We start from the raw sequence: 21,465 nt of genomic DNA, 5'->3' as shown, positions 1-21,465 counted from the left end.
AGATACCTTATTCTCTCGAAAGTTCAAACATAACGCCCTTGATGATTGACATAGATCAATCAACGGATACTTCCATTAAGCGCCAGAACTGCAAATATTGACTTGAGGCCCACCCCGTCAGGATTGAGTGGCTGAGCTAAGTTTTTTTGTCCAACGGCGCTATACTTAAATCTGGACTGGAGTAACCCGCAGATGGAGTCTGCCGATGAATACTGTCAACCACATTGCCAATATCCTCAGAGCCAGTGCTGCTTTGCTCGTAACCGCTTTGGGCATTCTATTCAGCGCCGATGACGACGAAAGCGAAGACCGCCCCTTAGGAGATGGCTCAGACCGATTTGGGGATCACAATTTTCGTACCGGACGTATGGACTCTGGAGCTGATCCAGATGGCTGGTATGAGGAGGACTTGTAACAGCTCCCTATTTCTTTTTCATCCCTTTTGAGACGGCCATTTTACCCAAACTGCCGCCCTGCCTTCCTGCATCATCAGCAGGCCTTGCGAGCGGGGAAGTAGCTGCAGTGATAGAGCGCCCTATATTCACCCCCGCCCACGCCATCATCCCACTCCACAGCAGCGGCAATCCCAGGTAGAGGCTGGTTGTGATCATATTCAACAGCATGCGCTTGGCATCGTGTTCACCAGGGTTGGCAAAGATCTGCAGGAAGACATTGACGTCCGGGTACATGGACAGAATCAGGTTCTGATCCACCCACATGGCCAGGTACCAGAGCACTGTCCAGAACTTGATGGTGAAGATGGCCATGCCACCGACCACCATCATGGCAATGGAGTAGCGGGACAAAACCACCACCAGTGGCAGCAGGGCATAGATGCCCAGCAGCATAATGGCCTGGACCATGGGCAATGACTGCAACACGGCGGTCATGGTGACGGAAAACAGGGCCGATGCGGTGACCACACCACCGGTCGCCAGGCCGCCTTTGACGATGGATCCAGCGGTGTTGACCAATCCTGCCCCAGATGCATTATTGGCGATCAGATCATTGCTCGACCAGGAGGGGGGCGCATTGGTGAGAACCGTTTTGGCGACGGCGTCGTTTTGCTGCTCGCTGGCCAGTGCCGGCGCGATAGCGACCACCAGACCGGAGAAGCCGGCCGATGTGGCATCTGCCTCATTGATCAGTTTCTCCCGCAAGCCGATGGCCCCATCTTCCCACCACTGTTTGCAGTAGGGTTTGCCCCAGGCTGGCGGAGTCGTCGGATCGTATTCCGTATCCCTGGCCGCGTTGTAAGCCCAATCGGTGATTTGATTGGCCGGGCGCAGAGTATCGTAATAGCCGGCGGTATCCCGATAGACGTGTGAGCCCATCCAGTCGGGGTCATCGGCGCCATAGGTGGTGATAATGCCATTGATGGCCGCTGTGTTTGGTCGTTCAGTCTGGTATTTGGAACGGGCCGGAATATAGCACTGGCTGAAGAAATCACTCACCTCCTGCCGGAGTCGCGGATCGGCAATGGTGGCCAGGTGTGCTTGTTGCTCGAAGGTGCGCATATCTGCCACGGTTGGCAGGCCTTCGACAATGGCATGATTCAGGCCGGAGCTGAGGGCGATCACGCCGTACCACCAGACGGGAACATTGACGGTTGCGGCAGAACCCGTGAATCCGGTCGAACCATAGGTGCTCTGTGGGGCAGCGACGGTCGCGGTTGTTGGCGCTGGATTCAGCAAGGTCGGCGGCGGCGAGTAGGACAAGGTACCGGCATTGAGTGGCGTGAGGGCAGCGGGTTGCCCGGCCAGCACGACTACCAACAGCGCAATGAACAGCTCGATCTCCATCCGCCGCAGTGAGAGGCCGCTGGCATGGCCCACCTCACCGCCCTGCGCCGGTTCGCGCCAGTTGTCGATCAGGATGCCCAGAAACGGGAGATAGACGATGCCGGTACTGACCAGCACATCCCACAGAATGCCGTAGAAGGTCCAGCCAAAAAGGGAAGTAAAGAGCTCCAGATAGCTATCGACACTCATTGCCCTGCTCCAACGATCAAGCTCTAACCATCAAGCCAATGGCATTGACCAACACACCCTGCCCTAACACCAATTCGAGCAAAACCAACCAGGTGACGGCGCGCCAGCGTAAGCCTGTTAGTCTGGTTGCTTTGGCCTGGCTCAGGATTTTTGCATCAGCCAGCCAGGCAACCAGATGATTCCAGCCAAAGGCAATGACAGCGATCACTGTCCAGCGCATGGCTGTAAGTGTCGTCCGCCAGTCGTCGATGCTCTGTTGAACGGATTGCACGGAATCCGTTTGTAATCGATGCATCAGGAGATACCCCGCCAGCGCTGTCAGCAACACCGCCATGGTGGTGAATAGCAGAAAGTTTTTTCGTCTTGTTCGGATGTTATTGAACACGCCCACCTCGCAACGGATTGGGATCCAGGGTCGGCACTTCCGGTACGGTAAGTGAACTCTGCCGTTTGGCAGCCGCTCGCTCCAGTAATGTGGCAACGGTGTCGGAGACCACTTCTTTGCGTACACGGGTTTCAAACAGCAGGTTTTCGATTTCTTTATCGAGCTCGGCGATGGAGTTGTCCGCATGCTCGCGGGCCACTTCGGTGGCGTAGACCTCAGGGACCTGCCGCCCCGACAGCAGCAGACGTCGGGCGTACAGTGCCTTCTCGACCGTGCGTGCGGTGCTGATCTCGGAGACCAGGCGGCCCATGATCAGGCTCTGCTCTGAGGCCGGCATCTCGCGGATCGCTTCGATCACCTGGCGGGTGATGGCAACGCCGGGTGCGGTGATCTGCTCCAGGTTAGTCAGAGTGAGTGGAGTCGCGCCACTGACCAGGTTCTGGATCTCGGTGGTGACAGTGGCGGATTCCTGATAGAGCTTCGGCAGCAGGCCCGTACCGGGAATGCTGTCCTTGCGGCAGGTGTCGCAGGTAGTGACGATATTCTCGCCCACCACATCCACGGTCCAGTCCCGAGCTTCGGCCGGCGACCCCCAGATTTCCGACAGGCGGGTGGCCGATGCGGCCGGTACCGGGGTGGTGTCAGTCACGGCGCGATTCATATTGATGTTGTAACCGGCCTCGACGATGTCGCCAGTGAACTCCAGCACTGGCTGACCGGTTCCCCCGGCTTGCCCACCGATCCAGGGCACACCGTTATCGCCGTTAGAGGATTCCACCGTGTCTTTGGCGGTGACGGCATCGTTGCCGCCAATACCCATTTGCACCTTCCAATCGTTACCCTTGGACAAGGTGATCAGATCGGCGTAGGGGTTCTTACCCTGAGCAATCTCCGCCTCCATCTGCTCGCAGGATTTGGTGGCCAGCTGCATGGTTTCTTCGGCTTTGATCAGGGCATTCTGAAACAGGTCGTACAGGCCGGGATTGGCCCGTTGCAGAATGAGTGCAGGTAACGACGCTATAGCGCTGGTGGCCGCTGCCGTCATGGCGTTCATCATGTTGTCGACACCGGAACCGATGTCGTTCAAGGTATTGGTGACCGCCGCCACCGGATCGAACTTGCCGCAGCTGTAGCCGAGTCCCAGTTGCGCAGAGCCACCCAACGTTGTGGAGACCACGGCGGGGTTCGCCGGTACCGAGACCGGTTCAGCGCCACCGATCTCGTAATACCACAGCCCATCTTCTGTGGGCGCCTGAGCGGCATAGCTGACCGGACCAATGGCAATCGACAAAGCGATCAGCAGACAGTAAATAGGGTTGTGTTTGATCATGGCGGATAATTGATCCAGTTGATGTCGAACAGAAAAAACTGGCCTTCCTTTTCACAGCACTGATAAGGCCTCCACAGGTTCCAGGCGTAATCACCCTCCTCGTCCACGCGGCCACCACCCCAACCATTGGCGCTGGCGAGATCGTTGGTGCCAAAAACAGCGCAGCTTGATTCTGCTTTGGGGAGCAACATCTGCCACTCACCGGTGGCAGGATCGTCTTCAACCAATGGACCCGGCGACCAAATCCGCTGGTCGGAGCTGGAAGACGGTTCGATCTGATCGTAAATGTGCGGCTGACCGTTCCGGGTCACGATATCCCCGGCTCGCTGCGCATTGATTGCCGCGGCCTTGGGCTCCTCTGCCTGTGTGGTCCAGCCTGTTCTGGGGTAGACACCACCCCAGGTCTGCAGAGGCCAGGTGCCGATTTCCCGCATGCCGGGTATCAGACTCGCTGGATAGAACATTTCCGGGATTTCCATACGCCAGGAGAGCGCATCCAGGCTCGACATGAAATAGGGATAAAAGGAGGTGGTTTCCGATTCACACAAATAGCCGGTACCCGCCAGGACACCTGGCAGCGAACCTAAAGGATGGCCGATGACATCGGTCTCCCGAAAGATCAGATTACGGTGGTCCTTGTTGCCCTGCCCACCTTCCGTTCGATTCCCGGCGCTCTCGATGGGCACGGCCAGCAAGCTGCCGAGCAGTCCTGTCGCGGCGGAACTTTGAGCGGCCCCAAGAATACTGCGGATCTCTGTCCAGGGATTGCTACCGAGTTCGTTGTAACTACTCACCACCGCATCCGGCTGGTAATGGCCAACTTTGATTGAGGTCTCGACATCGCATTCATAAATGGAACAGCGCAGCCAAAAGCACATCCCCACCGGCATCCAGCGCATACAGCTGAGCGCGGCACTCGTGGTCTGGGAAACGATTTCCGTGGTGGAGATGGTTCCAGCATGGCTCATGAGGGGCGCCCACATCAGCAGGATGAATCCACAACGGCGGATAGCGCGCATCATGGTCGAGCCTCCCCGGCCTGCCACTGCCGATACACTTGACTTGCTGCACGAATGTCGGTGATGCCGTACACCACAGCCTTGCCATCGAAGACAATGGCCGGGTAGCGATCAATGCCGTACTGCATCGCCTGCACAAGGCCGTTAGCGGCGTTTTCCAGTTCATGGCTGAGCTGGGTATCTATCTGTTGAAAGCGATCTAGAACCAACTTTTTGGCTTTTTCCGGGTCACTGGGCAAGTCCTTGGAGAGTGCTTGTTGAAGATGTGCTATACGCTCTATGTTATAGACTGTCGTATTTTCTGGCTCACGTAATCCAAGTTCTATATTCCCGACAAAAGCTTCAATGACAGGCCCTTCAGCATCGTTAGCTTGCAAATTGGTAATCAACCCAAACGCCACGATGACAGATAGCGCCACATACCAGCCTTTCAGTGAATTCCTATGATAGTCAGCCATTTAAAAGCGACTCCAGATGCCAGGTGTATCCCGACATCCTGCGGCCAACTCAGCGCTTATTAAACCGGAAATCCCTTCAAACCGAATCGTGCTTAATTCTTGATCACCTGGCAGCATCCCCTACACTTCTAATGGACAATGGGAGCCAGCTTGTTTAGCCCCAGTGTGATAGCTGATAGACTTGACGCGATTGGAACTTTACTACCCAGAGAAAGGGCGCAAACAACTATGTACTACAGGCAGAAAGTGCTACTTGCCTTACTTGAGTCATTTGGCGGAAAACTGGCCAGCACTGATTTTCAGAAATACCTCTTTCTATACTCTCGGCTTTGCGAGAAAGATCGGAGCTACGAGTTTGTGCCCTACAAATACGGGTGTTTTTCTTTTCAATCTTACGCCGACAAATCCAAATTGGTTGCTTCAGGTTATCTGGAGGATGCTAAAGACTGGAAACTATCCGATTCATTTAACAATCACACTGCACAACTCAAAAAGGACGACGCCGGGAAAATCCAGTTATTTCACGATAAGTACGTATCGCTCAAGGGCAAGAAGCTATTGCAGCATGTCTACCGAGGCTACCCGTATTATGCAATCAACAGTCTGGTTGCCAATGAAATATTAACGGCGGACGAATACGCGGCCGTACAAAAACTCAAAGCCCCAAAAAAAGGTAAATTATTTGCCACTATCGGGTACGAAGGGATTACCGTTGAGGAATATCTCAATAAATTGATTGAAAACAATATTCGGCTTCTCGTTGATGTGAGAAAAAATCCCTTGAGCAGAAAATACGGTTTCTCGAAAACCAAACTGTCCGAGCTCTTAAATAACGTCGGTATCAGTTATAAACATTTACCTAAACTCGGCATTGTTTCCGACAAAAGAAAATCCCTGAAAACATCTCAAGACTACAAAAATCTTTTTTCAAATTACGAGAAAACAGTTATTCCCGAAGAGAAAGACACGATTGCCGAGCTTTATGATTTTTATCTGGACTCTGCCCGCATTGCCATTACTTGCTTCGAAGAATGTCATACGATGTGTCATCGCCATAAAGTTGCAGATGCTGTTGCAGGTATTGCAAATAGCAGGTTCAAGGTCGTTCACCTATAAACAAAGAAACCACACGGAAGTCGATGAAAAAAGAACGCGTACTCATTACAGTCAAGACATACCCCACCATATCTAAAGCATACAGTGAGCTGGTTTGTACTGCCGGCATTCGAGAAGATGGCTCATGGATACGAATCTACCCCGTTCCATTCCGTAAGTTGTTCGATAAGTACGATAAATTCCAATGGGTAGAGTTGGACGTTGTCGAAAACAAGAGTGACAAACGCCATGAAAGTCATCGGCTGCTAAGTCCGGACGCCATCACGCTTCATGAAAAAATGGGTACAGAAAATAATTGGCAAGAACGCAAGTCCTACGTATTTGAAAAAGGAAGTGTTTATGAGAATCTGGATGAGTTAATCCAGCTCAATAAGTCAGGCACCCTATCACTAGCCACCTTCAAACCAACAAAAATACTCGACTTGGTTGTCGAGGAAGTTGATCGAGAGTGGGATAAGGGAAAAATCGAAGCTCTCAAGCAGCAAGCGAAACAAGGCGATCTATTTTCCGATACTCCCGAATATTTTAGCGTCGTCAACAAACTCCCTTACAAATTTTCATACCGACTCCTCGACGATAAAGGCAAAGAAAGCACGATGATGATTGAGGATTGGGAAATCGGCATGCTGTTTTGGAATTGCCTGAAAAGGCATCATGGCGACGAAAAGAAGGCGATACTCGATGTCAGAAAGAAATACATTGATGACTTTGCTAACACCAAGGACCTCCACCTTTTTCTGGGTACGACTTTACAATACGACGGATGGGCGCAAAATCCCTTCATCATTATTGGTGTGTTTGCACCGCCGATCACACTACAAACCGAGCTTTTCTAACGATTCCTGCTATTTTCAATTCGTCTAGCCATCTCATAAACAGCCTCTAATTCTGAGCAGCCTTGCTCACGCATAATCGCTGCACGTTCAGCCTTCTCATGCTTTTCAGTCATGGCCAGTGCTAGCGACAAAGCAGGAGGCACGTTGCGGAACAGCGCTTCGACCTTGTCGGCCAGGACGACTCCCTCCACGTATTTTCCCGGCTCTTTGCGGGCAGACAGCAGCAGGTTGCGTTGTTCATCATTCAGATCCTTGAAGCGGGCGATCTGCTCCACCTCTTCTTTTGGCATGACCAGGCACAGCCACCACTCCATCATATTGAGCATTTTGCGGCTGGCGTCCGGAAAGTCTTCCAGATTCTGGGTGGCAATCCAGAACCAGGCACCGAGCTTGCGCCACATCTTGGTGATCTTGACCACGTAGCGCGCCAGCAAGGGATTGGTGGTAATGATATGGCCTTCGTCAGTCACCACCAGCGTGGGCCGATCGTCGTGTTGATGACGTTCCACCAGGTCGTTGATGTGACTCATCATGGACAGGTAAGCGACGGTGAGTTGATCTTCGTAGCCTTCCCGGGCCAGCATGCCCATTTCGAGGATGGTGACATCGGCTTCTGGCCAGGACTGCCCCGGCCGGTTGAAGAAGTGGCCCGCCAGGCCCGAACAGAACAGCGCCATACCATCCCCCATTTCCAGTGCTCGATTACGCCGGTGTTCGGGCAATTCCCTGTTGGTGGCGATGGTCTGGAAGGCGTTGACCACATCCTGGGTAATCACCTGGGGTCGACTGGTCTCTTTCACGGTTTTTGCGGCAAGGAATATGGCATTACGGATCAGCAGTCGGTCGGCCCGGGTCAATCGCGCGTCTTCACGTTCATCGCCACCGGTGATCATGATACGTGCAGCAATCTCCATTTCGCCGAGAATATCGCGCCCGCCGCCCTCTTCGTCCATCTCATCATCTTCGTCTAACGTCTCCTCCATTGTGGACTCATCGACGTCGAGCGGATTAAACGCATGGCGACGATCCAGCAGTCGAAGCGCATCGGCAAAGGGCGGCAGGCTGACATCGACATTGGGGTTCAGGGTGATCTGGTTCACTGACAGACCGTGATGCGCAAAATGCTGCCCCAACAACGAAAACGAAGCCCCGGCCTCGATGATAAAAATCCGTGGCCGGTGTCGTGCCATCATCTGCTGCAACAGATACACTAGCAGTGCTGACTTGCCCGCCCCCGTCGGCCCCAGGATCAGCATGTGGGCGTTCTTCTTGCGGTCATCCCGGTGCAACGGATCGAAGACCAGCGGTTCGGCACCCCGGTTGTAGAACACCAGGCCGGGATGACCGGTGCCACGGGAACGGCCGTAGAACGGTACCAAATTGGCAATATGCCGGGAGAAGATCAGGCGCGAGCGACGGCGGGATTTGTCCAGGTCGGCGTCGTAGGCCATGGGCAGGTTACGGATGTAACTGTCGAGCGACAGCAGGTCAGCTTCCTGGGCAATGGGCTGCAGACCATTGGGCAAAAGCAGCGCGTGGAGACGATTCAAATTGTTCCGTAGCGCCTTTTGATTATCTCCGCGCACATAGAAGGCCATGCTCACGGGATACAGCTTGTTGCCCTGCGCCATTTCCCGCTCCACGTGTTCCGCATCTTCCCGGGTGATCGACGCCTCTGCGGAATCACCCACCGCTGCGCGCTTGATCTGGGCAATGTGATTGCGGGTGGTGTCTTGCGGTTTGAGCGTGAGTGTTATTGCCATGATGGTGTGCTCGGGCAAACGATCGAACAGCGAATACACCTGATCCCCGGCCTGGCGCTCCGCCGTAAAGTGCCCGATGTCCGGGGCCCGCCGCAAGCTTTGGACGGTCACGACGGTGTGCGGCAGTTTATCGAAAATCCAGCTCGAGGATGCCTCGTCGGAGTGTGGCATCGACAGCGTAAGCTGTTCGGCAAAGTCATAGCCGAAGGGTAAATTGTCATCACCCGGATAAGGTGCCAACTGCAGCAGTGATTCCGGATTACCGTCTGCCAGCGGTGGATTGGGATTGAACCAGCTCAGCAACCACTGATAAAACGCTTGACCATTGGCCCGTTGGGCGTTGATTCCGGCAGAGGCCAGTGAGGCGATCCATTTGGTGGCCACGTCATTGAGCGCCTCCTCCATTTCAACAGCGGGTGGCATTTTGCCGTTGTTTTTCAAACGGCGGTAGAGCACAACGCGGATCCGCCGTTGCTGCCCCTGCCAACGCGAACCGGTGACGGTGGTATCGTCAAACAACCCACCCGGTCGGGAAATCGCTTGCAGGTGCTTCGACATCACCGACTGGTAATGTTGAGAATAATCCGATGCGCGCACCGTCGGCGAAGGATAACGGGCCAAAGACTCATTGAATTGGGTTAGCCTGGGCTCGTCCTGCACATAGATCTGTAAGACCCAAGGCGCATCGTCGCGCTCGGGAATGGCCTCGTTGATTGCCGTTTGAATGGCGTCACGCAGCTGGGTCATAAAGGCTGGCGTCCTTGCCTCGCAACCGACCGGCTGCACCTCGAATAGGGCACCAAGACTGACGCCGTCTTCCAACAAAAATGCCCTACTCTCGGGGATGTATTCCATCCAGGGCAGCAAATCGGTAAACGACGGCGGGCGGCTATAGTGCTGCTTGATCGTCGCGTTGGTTAGTGGCGATGTATTCGAATCATCAGGTTGGTTAGCTGGCATGGGTACCCCTACTGGTCTGACGGCGAATGACTAACTGCCGACGGCGCCTCGCCTGACACTTCCCCCGGCACTTCTCCCGGCAAGGCGTATTCCACCCTTTCATAAAATGGAAAGGTGGTGACATAACCTGGTACCGGGGTGCGTTCACTGCCCGATAGGTGGGGAAAGATATACATCACCAGCGTGGGATTGGGCAGACGTGGAAATACCGTGTCGAGTTCATTAGCAGCCTCCCGCACAAAGCCCTGGTAGTGGTCGATACCGGATTGCGGTAACGGCTGACCACCGATGACTCGCCGATGGTCTGGCTTCTGAACATCCACCATGTGCTGATCGTAAATGGACTTCATGGTCGGGCCGTCCTGCGGTAGTACTGTCTCTTTAGTGCTGGCGCAGCCGACCATCAGAGCGCTAGTCCAGACCAGAACCAGTGGTAAACGTCGCTTGCTGGAAAAGATTGGTTTCATGATGAAGTTTCCTGCCGTTGGAATGGAAATCGATGGGGAGTTCATGATCAACGTGAATTGCCAGCTGGACACCGGCGGGCACGAAGACCGCATCGAAGCTCTGTGCCTGACGCTCCCGCAACCACTGGGCGACTTCGTCGCTACCGCCGCTCAGGGTTTTGCCCAGTACGTATTTACCGGTCTCACCGGAGACCACACTGGTGGCCGAGCCTGAATCATTGATCAGCGTTGTGGTTTCGGCCTGTGCTGCCGCTTCACCGGCGGCTTCGAGGGCCATCACACCAATGCGTTGTGTCAGGAATGCGGGAGCGTTGGTCTTGCGTTCGCCCGTGATACAGGGGATGCCCCGCGCATCGGAGATCCAGCCCAGCGGTCTATCGCTGCTTCCACTGGAACCACCCCGTTGGTTGCCGCCACTGGACTTTTCATCAGAGGAAATGGTCTGAATGGTGCCGTCCTCGAACACGAAGGTCACCGATTCCAATTTCCCGGTCACACAGGAGAGCGTCCAGTCGCCAACAGCCGTTCCACTCCAGATCATGCCCTCAATACCGGGTATGCGCAGTCCATTGGCGGCCAGGTTTTCTTTACCGGTAATCACCTTGAACGGCATGGGGTCGCGCACCTGTCCCTGAATTGGCACCCTGCCCACCAAGGCGGTCATACCGGTGGAGCCAATCAGGGTGGCATTGCGCGGCACGGTGTAGACCGGCAGAGCGGTATTGAGGGCTTTGGATCCTTTCGCTACCAGCGATTTCACTTCCGGACCGGCGCTATCTAACGCATTTCGACTGCCGCGAGTGAAGCGGTTAAGCAACGCCTCCTTATCAGCATCAGGCGATGGCGCAAGCTCCAGGGGGTTGACCCACACCAGTGATTCCGGTTCCGTCGCCGATGTTCTGACACCATCCAGACCGAGTCCAACCGGAATATCAGAACCCGTGGAAGACCGCTGTGTCGATGATGTCCCAAAGCGGTTGGCCAGGGAATCCACCCTCGCCGTCAACGCGGCGATGGCCGACGTGGTTTCGCTTGGCGCGGCGTCCGTACGTTTTTCCTCCAAAGCTGTCTGCACTCTCGACAGCACGTTGTTTTCGATCTGCTTTCGGTCTTCGATCAGATCGCGGTTTTCCTGTTTGAGTGCGGTGTTATCCCGACGCAGGGCATTGAGCTCCGAAGTCATGGCGCTGACATTGGCCGTCAGTGTCTTGATGGTATCCGCCGGGGTATCGGCATCCGGTTTCGGTGCCTGTGGCACGGCTTCCAACAGCTGGGGTTGATGGTCACTCGGGGAACAGGACTTCACCGAAACGAGCACCGCCATCAGCACAACGGAACCGGCAAGAAGTGGTAACAAACGATTACTGGTGACCATCGACATGGGGTAGATTCCTATCCTCTCTCAAAGCGCCACATCAAAAGGCCGCATCAAAGCGCCGATCCGACACCAGATAGACGGCTGTGGTATCGGCCTCACTGCCAGCGGGTAACAGGCGATTGTGCTGAAAGGTTGCCGCCAGCCATGACCCGCGCAGTTCGCGTGGATCCAGCACGACGGGGCTTTGGGTACGATTGATCAGCTTGACGGCAGTGACGTACCGCAAACCCGCCTTCCAGGCAGCAACCGGCACGGCTTCAATCTTGCCGCCCACTACCAGATCGACCGGTTCGGGGTTTACGGGTACGGCAACCACGCCCGGCTGCCGGGGGATCAGTCGTGTTGGCGCATAGAGTTGTTGCGCGGCATACCGGGTTAAAGCGGCATAACCCAAAGACTGTGATTGCTTGCCCGAAGTTGACTGATCGGCACCGGCATCTTGCGGTGACTTTTGTTGTAAGTTCTGCCGTGACTTTTGTGGGGATTGGAGCAGTACCTGCACATCCGGCAATAATCCACTGTCTGATCCGCCTGACGCCGCTGAAATATCGAGGACGTAGATCGGGCCGTCGGTTTCCGAGCGCACCATGACGCGGGTGGGCTCAAAGGTTTGACTGGCCAACAGATATAGGGTGCCGTTGATGCTTTGGCTGCGCAGCAATGGTGTCAGTGACTGTGGCAGGCCGATGCTCACCGAATCAGGAAAATGCACCAGGCGCTCTTCACCAACCACCAATGGAATTGCGATGGGCGCTTTGTTCCAGACAACGCGTTCCGGAGTGCTCAATGCCGCGTCATCGACTTGTGCAAAGGACAGCAACGGGAAACAGAGACCGAGCAAAGCAATCAAACTCAATGACGCACAGAAATAACGAGAATTCATTGGGAGGATTCCTTATTGGTAATGGCGCCAGTCACGCTGGGCTCAGCCAGCTCGGCATCGGTTAATCGACGCGGGCCGTCACTGGCGTAGCCGTCGAGTGCCAGACCCCAGGGATTGGCTTCCGGATCGATGGCCTGACGCACCACGCGAATCGGGTAGCGAATCGTGGTTTGCTTGACGGTCACGCCTTTCACGGACTCCAGCAGATCGAGATCTAGCCAGACAATCCAGACATCGGGCGACAACACATCGACTCGGCGCTCCTCGTAGCCATGCCCCGGTACTTCATGGACACCGCGCACCCGGTAGGCCAACTCGCCGCGTCTGGCTTTGAGCTCCATATCAGCGATCAGGTCGTTGCGGTAGCGGGGTGTCAGGTAGGGCGAGATTCGGAAAATTGCGCTGCCGTAATCCGTTGCGCCGTTTTCTGGCCAGCGATTGAGCTGCTGGAAAATGTAGAACGCAAAGGCATAGACATTGGCCGGAGGCACTTCTTCGGCCGCCAGAACTGCACCAGACCGCAGATCAGGTGGCACATAAACACGCAGCTGCTTGGGTGCCTGGCTCCAGCCGATCCAGAGCGCGAGAATGATCAGCCCTTGCAAGCCAATCACGATCCACAGGGAACGTAAATGGGACCGCACGTTATCGATTTCGAGTCGGTAGCGGCGCATAGTGCGTTCTCCCTATATCCCAGGAACCGCTGCGTAGTACCCAGGGCGTGCGATACAGCCCCATCGTCTGCAGACGAATACGCAGCCATTGCTGGTAATAGCCTCCAGGCCGGCCGCGTTTGATACGCTGAAACAGCGTCGCCAGAACGACCACAGTGGCCACCACACCGACACCGGCAATACCAAAACCCATGGTGATGGCACCCAGCAACCAAGCCAGTAACAGACTGAGGGGCAGCCATATCACAATGACCAGCCCCACAATCATGCCCAGCTCAGAAGAAGAGCAGCCTTTAAAGATGGCGGGCTCGGCATTGAGCCGATCCGCCAGAATTTCATGGTCGTTGGACATTCGCGTCTCCTACGGCAAGTTGATATTGACGCTGGCTGTTAAATAACCCCAGCCGCTTCTGTGAGCAGATAGCTGGCGAAGATCAGCACGATCGCACCGACAATCCCCAGCACACCGACTTCAGCCCACTCTGCCTTGCCCTGGCGAGCTTCATTGAATTTTGCGAAGCCCAGGTAAGCGATCCAGAGAAAACCCAGCACTGCGATGGCCAGTCCAAGTACCAAGCCGCCGTCTTTGATGTAGCCTTGAATCAAGCCGATCCAGTCACCCGCCGGCGGCGCGGTACTCGGCGCAACCGGCGTCGGCAACGCCGCCCAGAGCGGCAGTGGGAATAGCACCGCGACCGCTGCCGATAGCGGCTTGCGGATGGCAACCGATTTCTTGTTGAAACCGTTTTTTGTATTTGATGTGTCCATAACAAATGTCCTCTTCTGTAACGCTGATAAAAAGGGGAACTACCCCCGCATCCCACTGCGCTGCATCGCCGTTTGCCCTTACCGGACTTTCTCGGTCTCAACTCGATCGACTCACCGCAAATAGAAACCCAAAACCATCAACACAATGCTTGCCCGCAGGGTACTCCAGGTCAGATCAAAGAGCGTGGCCTGCCCCTCCTGCCAGGCCCGAAAAGTTCCTAACGCTACCCAGATCACCCAGACAAACGCCAACACCAACACCATCGACGCGATGGCCGTCAGCATTGTGGCTGGGGTAATACCGGAACCGGCTTGAAAAGCTGTTTGTTGTGCGGCGTTCATGACGAGACCTATCGACGGTAATCGCCGCGCAACGGCGGAAATGAGCGAGGCTGAGCACGGGGGGAATCGATGTGTGACTGAATGCCGTCCTTGATCTGTTTCAGGTCCTGACGCAGCCAGTCATAACGAAATCGGATACGGGAATCCTGCTCGGCGTTGGCCTCGGCACGCTTGATTAATGAGTCGAGGGCATTGAGCTCATGGATGACTTTGGCGAGCGCCTCGCGCTCGGCGTCTGCATCGGCAAAAGCCGCCGGCGTGACAACCAAGCCTATAATCAGAAAAGAAGGTAGCCAGAGATGGCGTTTCATGGCACTACTGCTCCCGTGAGTTGTTACGGGGCATAGTGCGAGAATTAGAGACGATGGACGATGGGAAATCTATTCGGTGGGCGGGTTGGTTTTTGAATCCTGATTCTCATTATCTGCTCACGGCCAGGAGCGGATATTCGGGACTTTTACTCTGCACCTCCATCCTCTAAACAAAAAAATCACCCCTCTGCCTCCCTAATTAACGACTTATTTTTCCATCTTCGTATATTAGATCTGCACGTGTCGCGATTAGGCGCTCTATAGCAATATCGCTGTTCTCAAAGTCAGGGCATTCAGTAATAATACCTGAGAGGCAATAGTGAATAATGCCTCCCTTTGTTTCAAATATTCCGATCATAGGACCGCCTGAAACCCCTCCTAGATTGTATTCAGGTGGAGGTGGGCTTATAGGGGTACCGGGGACTTGATATTCTGGTTGGAGAAGCCAGCTGATCTGGGTGTCATTGACCATTCTCGAAACTACGAGAGCAGTGAAAAGGCCAAAATCCACTTCTCTTTCACCAGTCAATAGACGTTCAATTCCAGGATATCCAGCAATAAGTATCCCTTTTCCTTCTTCTGGGGGTTTTGGAGGCCACATTTCTAGCGGCATTATGTCTTTTCCAATACTTTCTAATATTTTCTGCTCCAGTGAAATTGTAGCGAGATCGTACTTATCAGATATGTCTATGATCAAGCTCGATATATCTTGGATAACCGCATTAAAAAACTGAACCACTACATCATCACATTGTTTATCTGTTTCTAATTGCCGAATGACATGTGCTGCGGTTATTCCAATTAACTTTTGAGGAGTTTTGACTAATGTTAAAGTGCCGCTATGGAGTAGATCTAACCGTCTTTCTTCTTTTTTTGACCAATAAATCGGTACGCAGCAACGTCGTAATATATTTCGGTATACACAGCCAAGGTCACCTGCGAGAAGTTCTTTGGCTCTACTGGGAGTAATAAAATTATTATCAACCTGAGCGCTAAGGCAAAACAGTCCTGCTGTATCATTTATTTGTGTAGCACATGCTTTGGATGCCTGTTCTTTTCTAATTGATGGTATCGTTTCTAGTAAGCATTTTTTGGCTTCCTGACAACGCCGCCTGAACCAGGCTTCAGAGTTAATTTCTAATTGGCATGACATTTTGTTTTTTTTAGTCATCTTTGTGCACCAATAATTAGTTAATTTTTTTTAAGCTCTACCGGCCAAAAGAAGACTTTGAGAAACCAAACCAAAATTAATAAACAAATCCGTCCCCTGTAAGTCTGGCGCTCCAGGCGGATCGCCACTGACGCGAAGAGGGTGCGGATTTTGGAAGCCGATAATTAGCGCCTATAGAGATTCACTCTTATATCGTCAGTGAAGAAACTACTCTCACTCCATGACGATATAATATTTCTTGAATCAAGCCATCTGACCAAATTCTGATTCTGGGATGTATTTTTTAGTCTCGGCGCATTGTACCCGGTTTTTATTTCTGAAAAAGGTTTCGGTAGATTGGCCAAGACATTACGCACTTCGTCATCTGTCATAAGAGAATGATATTTGTTAAAGAGAGAAATTTGCGTCTCTATGGGCTTAGAATGTAATACCAAAGATTGCGCAATATTCCCATTAAGATTGGATATGTTGGCATCGGTGTTGTTAATAATTGGGCCGATAAGTGCTGATCGTTCGGGAAGGCTCACGAGGACACCTAGATCCATCAATTTGACTATCCCGAGCTTAGCATTATGATCAATTTCAGATCGAAGCAACTCCTCTCGGTAGTCATCGTCGAGGGCAAAGTTGTCTGGATCTGCCAGATATTTGTCGATGTTTGTCGCGACGAATAGTACCTGCAAATCTCTCTTATCGGCGAGCGCGTCGAGACTAGCCTTAGAGAATGTGATTTTTCCTTCATCTATCAGGATTCGAAGCTTGGCTGGTTCAAGTCCTTCGGGTGGCTCATTGAACGTTTTCGGCAGGATGTGAGCATATTCTCTATAGGCAGTATCAGACAGCGAGCCGGCCCTGACGAGGAATTGACGAAGCTGCTGTGAATCTGAGTCGCTTGGTATGGGGTATTGCAGGATAGCCGCACGGACAACATCTCGATCGAGATAGCCAACCAAGCTATCTGCTTCGAACCCTTCACTTTCTATAAAATCACGACAGTTCACCCAGGTTGGTTCGATCATACTTAGCTTGAACAGCACCGCGTGCAATCTCTTAGGCACGTCCTCTAGGCTTGGCAATAATGTTGTCTGCCGCTCTAAAAACTCCCGAAGATCATCCTCATCAAGTGTATCGTGGCGAACCACGGAAAGAATAGCAGGCGCATCCTCTTTAGAGTTTTCTTCCAACTCCAAAAGTACATCGCTAAAGTAGCGGTCGAAATCGCGTTCGACCCGCTCCATCAAGATAGCGTTGTTCGTCGAACGTATGGCAGTGAAGTTTCTCTCGCGCAGTGGCTCGAGATTGTTCTCTCCCAATATCGACCCGTAGACGTATTCCAGGTTCGCTATCGTAAGTTCGAAAAGCCCCGCCTCGAACATGAACCGTACAATTCCAAAGTGTTTTTTGATTGAAGCCAGATCTTTGACCTCGAAGTCGAGGCATTTAAGGCGTTCCGGTGCTAGTTCGGGTGACTGCTCCAGAATCTCAGGAAGGTTCACCGAAACAAATTCCGGTAGCTCGTCAAAATCCCTTGCGAGCGTTTTGAGCGAGCCTTCAGGTAGGCCCGCAAGCAGTTGGGTGACGTGAAGGATATTCTTGGGGCTGGCAATGGCTGTTGGGACGAGACCTTTCCAAGCGTCGGTTAATCCCGATAGTAATCCTGCAACATAGCGGCCGCTGTCATAATAGGCATCGAAAAAGCCCTCGCAGCTCTCAAACTCGGCCGAGAGAAACTCGAAAAGCTTCTGCGTTTGGTCAAGATAGCGGCTCCGATCACTCAGGAGGCTATCAACGAGCTTAACGTTCAAAACGTAACTTTGCCGGAAGTCTTCATCTCGCATCGCGGCAATGACCTCTTTGGGATTGTCAATCGGAAAACCCGGCTCAGGCGTGACGAATGCCCGTATTTGGATCAGAAACTTGTTGTCATTGGGCGACAAACGGCCTGAGTGAAAGAGTGAAGTGTATTGGTAGTAGGTATCGTCGAGATGGCCTTCCAGGATCAGAAAACGGGCAAGCTCTCCGTTTTTCCCGAAGTCCTTAAAAAGATCCTGCACTCGGTCGGTGTTCAAACGCAACAGCTCGTTGAGCTTAAAGGTGCGAAGCGTTGCGATCTTTGATTTAAGGTCGCGTATTCGGCGTAAGCTCTTGTTCTTACTGTCAGTCGCCTTGCTTTCGATCTCCTCCTTGCGTTGCTGATAGGATTTCTGAGAATCCACCTCATTTTGCAGATTAGGAATATTGTGCTGTTGTTGATGTCCTTGAACGTTGCGGCAGTTAAGACGCGGAGCGTCTAGCAGCTGTTCAAACGCATCGTGCGTGACCATCTGCTGAAGGCTGATCCATGTTCGCCCGTCAAGACTGACGCTTGCAACATTAGCTGGCAGCTTTTCAAGCAGAGCCATAGCGTAGATTTGGCGCAATTCTCTCACGTCCGAAGGCGTCTGTCGTTCGGCGACGTTGAGTCGCTCTTCGAGTTCCGCGATCTCGTTCCTGCAAGTGGTCTCACCATGCCTGATCAACTTGTCTTGGCGGCTCAAAATTTCGGCGAGAGTACCCGCGCCCTGGTGCAGTCGCTCAAAGTCCCTGGGATAGACGTTCTTATAGATCAGGATCGCGAGGAGCTTGTTGGCATCAAGCAGATTCTCTCCATCGGTTTCCAAATTGGCCACATAAATGGCATATTCATTGAAAATGTTCTGAATCAATCTAAGGTCGTTCAGGTATCTGGAGACCTCTCTCAGGAACTGCCGATCAAGGCGCCCGTCGAGATCGAGTCTCCTTCCCTGTTCAAGCACCATGTCGATCGAATTTGATGTATTGATGATCGGAATGACGGGAATGATGAATTCGAAGAACTTGGTTCGATCGGTGCTGACGAACATGTCGTCACGCAGGGCGTAGAGAAACCTGATGGTTCGTTTCACGCCCGCGTTCTCGTTAACGAGGCTATTAATTTCGCGCAGCGTAACGAAAATTTCGGCATTTTCAAATCGATCTATATCTTCAATGACTACAAGATCGTAATCGGTTGATTGGAAGAAGTAGACTATTTCGTCTAGGTGACGGTTCAATATGGACGACTGGTCATCATGTGCGGGCTTTATCTCAACGTCCTTCAGCGAGATGCTCTTGAGTGATAGACCGAAGCTCGCGACATAAAAGTGATGCAGTGTCACCCAGAGGAATGTTGTCGCGAGCACTAAGGTCCCCAGGTTGAACCAATTGCTGAGCGCGAGCGGAACGAAAAAGGAGCCGCTGATGATGTCTTCTCGCTGATGAAACACATACCAAAGCGCGAGAATTCCAAGCATTATGTAAAGAGATTTAAAAATCGACCCAACACCGGGCGACTGAATTCTTTTGAACCGCGATAGCGGAAGCTTGTTTGCATCAGCACCATACAGCATCTGTTGCAGGATACTTCTCTCAATCTCTTGACGGCTCACCTTCTCGCCCCCCGAATCTGTCTCGGGAATGAACGCAGCAAGAGAAATATGAAGCGCAGGCCGCCGATACTTCTTCAAGAAGGATTGGATGATGCTGCTCTTTCCCGACCCATAGGGACCCGTTAGGGCAATGTTAGAGACCTTCGCATTGTTCGTCGCAAAGAGAATCGCTTCGGAATATATGCCAGCCTTGTCCGCCTTATCAGTTGGCGCGAGGTCCACGAACTTCGATTGCATGTCGGCGGAGCGGTCTTTGCTTTCCAGCCAAGACACGATGCTATAGAGGCTATTGGCAAGCCAGCGTGTTAGTGCGGTGATGATCTTTATCATACGATACTGAACTAACCTTAAAGATCTATTTCCATCAATCGTGACTCAAGATTTAAACCTGATCTATATTACCATTGTGTCTCATCACCTCTGAAACTTGAGCCGCTTGCTGACTATCTATCTGCGCCCCATGAATTCCACCAAACTTTGCTCTGAGGTCTTCAATACCCAGCACTTTCGTCAGCGCATCTAACGATGGGCCTCTGTGGCTGCCAGGTAAACCGGTCGCCTGCGCCCAGGGAATTGCTGCTTTCTGACTGCAAAACACACCTTGAATTGGCGGCATTGACAAAGCATATCGGTAGACGTGATCCAGAATAATCGGCCAGTCAAAACTCGCGTTGTGAATGACGATAAGCTGATCTTTCAGGTATTCGGCGATCTGATTCCATTGGAAATCAAAGGAATCAAATCCTGCAGCCTGTTCATTGGTAATGCCGTGTATCGACTGCGCTTCTTCTGAAATGCGTTTTTGTGGCCGTGTTTTAAATTCGATGGATTCCGCTATCGCTCGATTTCTCACCACGGTGATACCGAGTGTCACGATATCCGGTGGGCCGTTTTCGTCAGGGAGTCCGGTGGTTTCGGTATCGAGGACGATGTAATCGTCCGGGAGTTGGGTGAAGATCCACAGCAGCTCATTGCACTTAGACATAGTACATTGCCCTCACCTCCTGCCACTGCCATCGAGAGATTCGACGTTGACTATCGCTCCCTGGTCATAGTGGTAGCGCAGATAACGCCAGTGAATCGCATCGGACAGCGCTCGAGCACGCATTACTCCGTAGCACTCCCCTTTCGCTCTCACGCTTTGGTAGTGAACACCAAAGCTTTTGGTATCACGTAACGCGTAACCGAGCTGCTGGGCTTCGCCATAATGATCGGTGTCGTAGATGGCGTCTCCAAGCAGGTGACGGACATCGTGGAGAGTTGTCGGCCCCAACTGTGCGCGAATCACGCGCATTTCCTGAGTGGTCTTGTCGATTCGGGACTCACGCAGGAAGCGCGCCCGGTGGTAGGACGATTCGGCAATGGCGACCGCTTCGTCGGCAGCGCAGTAATAGATGCCGAAGTCCCAGTTGAAGCGACCACCTCGGCCATCGACCGGCGGGTGGGTAAAGGCCGCCATGATCCAGGAGGCACCGTCGCCATAGACCCGGTCTTCCGGTGGCACCAGGCGAATATCACCGACTTCATCCCGTAGCCGGGGGTTGGTCAGGGACTCGACAGCGTAGAGCACCTCCCAATCCTGTGGGTTGGAGACGCGTTCGAACAGGTGGATCTGCGGGTAGCGCGACAGGATGATCCGATAGACCGATTCATTGACCTCGCTAGTGGGTAACGTATCGATAGCGATCACCAGCCACCCCGCTCCGCATCGAGAAAATCCCTGACCATGGCCAGGTCGACCACCTGACCAGCGAGTATCCGGTCCAGCGGCGCCGTGCCATTGAACAGCGGGTTGTCGTTGGGAGTAGCCAGCCACTGGTCAGCCAGCACCTGATCAGGCAACAGGATTTGCAATGACTTGTAGATCCCCAAAATGTAGCTGGCCCGTTCCAACAGGTCTCGCGTCAGCTTGGCCTTCTCGGGTTGGCTCTTCCAGTTATAGAGGGTCTTCTCATTGCTGAGTCCCAGTAGCGTCATCTGCTGGGCTCCAGTGAGGCGCCACTGGCTGAAGATATTGAAAATCGCCGGCAGCAGTGAACTGGTGACACTGGAACCACGTTGCAGCAGTTGTTCGGCTTGAGCGATCATGATTACCTCCTAAGCAGCATTCATACTGTATTTTTACAGTGCTTAAATGCAGCCTAGCAGACTGTAAAGGTACAGTCAA

At 53.1% G+C, this 21,465-nt stretch carries 22 protein-coding genes; 3 read left to right on the top strand and 19 right to left on the bottom strand.

Going from position 1 to position 21,465, the window contains the following annotated elements:
• Nucleotides 1-205 precede the first annotated feature (205 nt).
• Nucleotides 206-415: a hypothetical protein gene (locus WG929_RS02710; protein ID WP_027948923.1), complete on the top strand. Its 210-nt coding sequence runs from the start codon at nt 206-208 to the stop codon at nt 413-415.
• A 7-nt stretch (nt 416-422) separates the two neighbouring features.
• Here WG929_RS02710 and WG929_RS02705 read toward each other — a convergent pair whose 3' ends face one another.
• The 5 genes from WG929_RS02705 to WG929_RS02685 form a co-directional block, all read right to left on the bottom strand.
• Nucleotides 423-1,991: a conjugal transfer protein TraG N-terminal domain-containing protein gene (locus tag WG929_RS02705; RefSeq protein WP_027948924.1), complete on the bottom strand. Its 1,569-nt coding sequence runs from the start codon at nt 1,989-1,991 to the stop codon at nt 423-425.
• Between the two features lie 16 nt (nt 1,992-2,007).
• Entirely contained in the window at nt 2,008-2,286 is a 279-nt protein-coding gene (locus WG929_RS02700; RefSeq protein WP_416204789.1) for a hypothetical protein, read from the bottom strand.
• 79 nt (nt 2,287-2,365) lie between these two features.
• Nucleotides 2,366-3,706 (bottom strand): integrating conjugative element protein, encoded by a 1,341-nt coding sequence (locus WG929_RS02695; RefSeq protein ID WP_416204788.1) that lies wholly within the window; start codon nt 3,704-3,706, stop codon nt 2,366-2,368.
• A complete protein-coding gene (locus WG929_RS02690) occupies nt 3,703-4,728 on the bottom strand; it encodes a TIGR03756 family integrating conjugative element protein (protein ID WP_416204787.1) in 1,026 nt (341 codons plus the stop codon). Before WG929_RS02690 ends, WG929_RS02695 begins: the two co-directional genes overlap by 4 nt.
• Complete coding sequence (locus WG929_RS02685; protein ID WP_416204786.1) at nt 4,725-5,183, bottom strand: TIGR03757 family integrating conjugative element protein; 459 nt, start codon at nt 5,181-5,183, stop codon at nt 4,725-4,727. The genes WG929_RS02690 and WG929_RS02685 overlap by 4 nt, the downstream gene beginning before the upstream one ends.
• 150 nt (nt 5,184-5,333) lie before the next feature.
• Between WG929_RS02685 and WG929_RS02680 the strand changes: the two genes are divergently transcribed.
• Both WG929_RS02680 and WG929_RS02675 read left to right on the top strand, forming a co-directional pair.
• Complete coding sequence (locus WG929_RS02680; protein ID WP_416204785.1) at nt 5,334-6,299, top strand: DUF488 domain-containing protein; 966 nt, start codon at nt 5,334-5,336, stop codon at nt 6,297-6,299.
• 23 nt (nt 6,300-6,322) lie between these two features.
• On the top strand, nt 6,323-7,135 hold the full coding sequence (locus tag WG929_RS02675) for a DUF8758 domain-containing protein (protein ID WP_416204784.1): 813 nt from the start codon (nt 6,323-6,325) through the stop codon (nt 7,133-7,135).
• On the opposite strand, the gene WG929_RS02670 is transcribed toward WG929_RS02675, so the two are convergent.
• The 14 genes from WG929_RS02670 to WG929_RS02605 form a co-directional block, all read right to left on the bottom strand.
• On the bottom strand, nt 7,132-9,858 hold the full coding sequence (locus WG929_RS02670; RefSeq protein WP_416204783.1) for a conjugative transfer ATPase: 2,727 nt from the start codon (nt 9,856-9,858) through the stop codon (nt 7,132-7,134). The two genes, WG929_RS02675 and WG929_RS02670, sit on opposite strands and share 4 nt — an antisense overlap.
• An 8-nt stretch (nt 9,859-9,866) precedes the next feature.
• A complete protein-coding gene (locus WG929_RS02665; RefSeq protein ID WP_416204782.1) occupies nt 9,867-10,325 on the bottom strand; it encodes a TIGR03751 family conjugal transfer lipoprotein in 459 nt (152 codons plus the stop codon).
• Nucleotides 10,270-11,706, bottom strand: a complete 1,437-nt coding sequence (locus WG929_RS02660) for a TIGR03752 family integrating conjugative element protein (RefSeq protein WP_416204781.1) — start codon at nt 11,704-11,706, stop codon at nt 10,270-10,272. Before WG929_RS02660 ends, WG929_RS02665 begins: the two co-directional genes overlap by 56 nt.
• A gap of 34 nt (nt 11,707-11,740) precedes the next feature.
• Nucleotides 11,741-12,586: a TIGR03749 family integrating conjugative element protein gene (locus WG929_RS02655; RefSeq protein WP_416204780.1), complete on the bottom strand. Its 846-nt coding sequence runs from the start codon at nt 12,584-12,586 to the stop codon at nt 11,741-11,743.
• Nucleotides 12,583-13,260 carry a PFL_4703 family integrating conjugative element protein gene (locus WG929_RS02650; protein ID WP_416204779.1) on the bottom strand — a complete coding sequence of 226 codons (678 nt, stop codon included), beginning with the start codon at nt 13,258-13,260 and terminating at the stop codon, nt 12,583-12,585. Before WG929_RS02650 ends, WG929_RS02655 begins: the two co-directional genes overlap by 4 nt.
• Nucleotides 13,232-13,612: a TIGR03750 family conjugal transfer protein gene (locus WG929_RS02645; RefSeq protein ID WP_416204778.1), complete on the bottom strand. Its 381-nt coding sequence runs from the start codon at nt 13,610-13,612 to the stop codon at nt 13,232-13,234. The genes WG929_RS02650 and WG929_RS02645 overlap by 29 nt, the downstream gene beginning before the upstream one ends.
• A 38-nt stretch (nt 13,613-13,650) precedes the next feature.
• The gene (locus WG929_RS02640; RefSeq protein ID WP_416204777.1) at nt 13,651-14,028 is read right to left on the bottom strand and encodes a TIGR03745 family integrating conjugative element membrane protein; all 378 of its coding nucleotides are present in this window, start codon (nt 14,026-14,028) and stop codon (nt 13,651-13,653) included.
• 111 nt (nt 14,029-14,139) lie between these two features.
• Nucleotides 14,140-14,370 carry a TIGR03758 family integrating conjugative element protein gene (locus WG929_RS02635; protein WP_014704108.1) on the bottom strand — a complete coding sequence of 77 codons (231 nt, stop codon included), beginning with the start codon at nt 14,368-14,370 and terminating at the stop codon, nt 14,140-14,142.
• A gap of 8 nt (nt 14,371-14,378) precedes the next feature.
• Nucleotides 14,379-14,681: an integrative conjugative element protein, RAQPRD family gene (locus tag WG929_RS02630; protein ID WP_416204776.1), complete on the bottom strand. Its 303-nt coding sequence runs from the start codon at nt 14,679-14,681 to the stop codon at nt 14,379-14,381.
• 199 nt (nt 14,682-14,880) lie between these two features.
• Complete coding sequence (locus WG929_RS02625; RefSeq protein ID WP_416204775.1) at nt 14,881-15,852, bottom strand: trypsin-like serine peptidase; 972 nt, start codon at nt 15,850-15,852, stop codon at nt 14,881-14,883.
• Nucleotides 15,853-16,016: 164 nt separating this feature from the next.
• On the bottom strand, nt 16,017-19,628 hold the full coding sequence (locus WG929_RS02620; protein WP_416204774.1) for a YobI family P-loop NTPase: 3,612 nt from the start codon (nt 19,626-19,628) through the stop codon (nt 16,017-16,019).
• A 52-nt stretch (nt 19,629-19,680) separates the two neighbouring features.
• On the bottom strand, nt 19,681-20,283 hold the full coding sequence (locus WG929_RS02615; protein WP_416204773.1) for a 3'-5' exonuclease: 603 nt from the start codon (nt 20,281-20,283) through the stop codon (nt 19,681-19,683).
• Nucleotides 20,284-20,295: 12 nt separating this feature from the next.
• Complete coding sequence (locus WG929_RS02610; protein WP_416204772.1) at nt 20,296-20,988, bottom strand: RES family NAD+ phosphorylase; 693 nt, start codon at nt 20,986-20,988, stop codon at nt 20,296-20,298.
• Entirely contained in the window at nt 20,985-21,386 is a 402-nt protein-coding gene (locus WG929_RS02605; RefSeq protein WP_416204771.1) for an MbcA/ParS/Xre antitoxin family protein, read from the bottom strand. The genes WG929_RS02610 and WG929_RS02605 overlap by 4 nt, the downstream gene beginning before the upstream one ends.
• Nucleotides 21,387-21,465 lie beyond the last annotated feature (79 nt).

This window comes from Oceanobacter antarcticus (assembly GCF_044962685.1).
Lineage (GTDB): Bacteria > Pseudomonadota > Gammaproteobacteria > Pseudomonadales > Oceanobacteraceae > Oceanobacter > Oceanobacter antarcticus.
The sequence above is the reverse complement of the archived record's forward strand: the minus strand, read 5'-3'. Positions and strand labels throughout refer to the sequence as shown.

What these genes read in the sequence shown, in the direction of transcription:
- WG929_RS02650 (WP_416204779.1), bottom strand. Translation starts at nt 13,260, where the DNA reads ATGCGCCGCTACCGACTCGAAATCGATAACGTGCGGTCCCATTTACGT.
- WG929_RS02620 (WP_416204774.1), bottom strand. Translation starts at nt 19,628, where the DNA reads ATGATAAAGATCATCACCGCACTAACACGCTGGCTTGCCAATAGCCTC.
- WG929_RS02645 (WP_416204778.1), bottom strand. Translation starts at nt 13,612, where the DNA reads ATGTCCAACGACCATGAAATTCTGGCGGATCGGCTCAATGCCGAGCCC.
- WG929_RS02665 (WP_416204782.1), bottom strand. Translation starts at nt 10,325, where the DNA reads ATGAAACCAATCTTTTCCAGCAAGCGACGTTTACCACTGGTTCTGGTC.
- WG929_RS02695 (WP_416204788.1), bottom strand. Translation starts at nt 3,706, where the DNA reads ATGATCAAACACAACCCTATTTACTGTCTGCTGATCGCTTTGTCGATT.
- WG929_RS02655 (WP_416204780.1), bottom strand. Translation starts at nt 12,586, where the DNA reads ATGAATTCTCGTTATTTCTGTGCGTCATTGAGTTTGATTGCTTTGCTC.
- WG929_RS02705 (WP_027948924.1), bottom strand. Translation starts at nt 1,991, where the DNA reads ATGAGTGTCGATAGCTATCTGGAGCTCTTTACTTCCCTTTTTGGCTGG.
- WG929_RS02625 (WP_416204775.1), bottom strand. Translation starts at nt 15,852, where the DNA reads ATGACTAAAAAAAACAAAATGTCATGCCAATTAGAAATTAACTCTGAA.
- WG929_RS02690 (WP_416204787.1), bottom strand. Translation starts at nt 4,728, where the DNA reads ATGATGCGCGCTATCCGCCGTTGTGGATTCATCCTGCTGATGTGGGCG.
- WG929_RS02605 (WP_416204771.1), bottom strand. Translation starts at nt 21,386, where the DNA reads ATGATCGCTCAAGCCGAACAACTGCTGCAACGTGGTTCCAGTGTCACC.
- WG929_RS02635 (WP_014704108.1), bottom strand. Translation starts at nt 14,370, where the DNA reads ATGAACGCCGCACAACAAACAGCTTTTCAAGCCGGTTCCGGTATTACC.
- WG929_RS02630 (WP_416204776.1), bottom strand. Translation starts at nt 14,681, where the DNA reads ATGAAACGCCATCTCTGGCTACCTTCTTTTCTGATTATAGGCTTGGTT.
- WG929_RS02640 (WP_416204777.1), bottom strand. Translation starts at nt 14,028, where the DNA reads ATGGACACATCAAATACAAAAAACGGTTTCAACAAGAAATCGGTTGCC.
- WG929_RS02615 (WP_416204773.1), bottom strand. Translation starts at nt 20,283, where the DNA reads ATGTCTAAGTGCAATGAGCTGCTGTGGATCTTCACCCAACTCCCGGAC.
- WG929_RS02700 (WP_416204789.1), bottom strand. Translation starts at nt 2,286, where the DNA reads ATGCATCGATTACAAACGGATTCCGTGCAATCCGTTCAACAGAGCATC.
- WG929_RS02685 (WP_416204786.1), bottom strand. Translation starts at nt 5,183, where the DNA reads ATGGCTGACTATCATAGGAATTCACTGAAAGGCTGGTATGTGGCGCTA.
- WG929_RS02710 (WP_027948923.1), top strand. Translation starts at nt 206, where the DNA reads ATGAATACTGTCAACCACATTGCCAATATCCTCAGAGCCAGTGCTGCT.
- WG929_RS02675 (WP_416204784.1), top strand. Translation starts at nt 6,323, where the DNA reads ATGAAAAAAGAACGCGTACTCATTACAGTCAAGACATACCCCACCATA.
- WG929_RS02660 (WP_416204781.1), bottom strand. Translation starts at nt 11,706, where the DNA reads ATGTCGATGGTCACCAGTAATCGTTTGTTACCACTTCTTGCCGGTTCC.
- WG929_RS02670 (WP_416204783.1), bottom strand. Translation starts at nt 9,858, where the DNA reads ATGCCAGCTAACCAACCTGATGATTCGAATACATCGCCACTAACCAAC.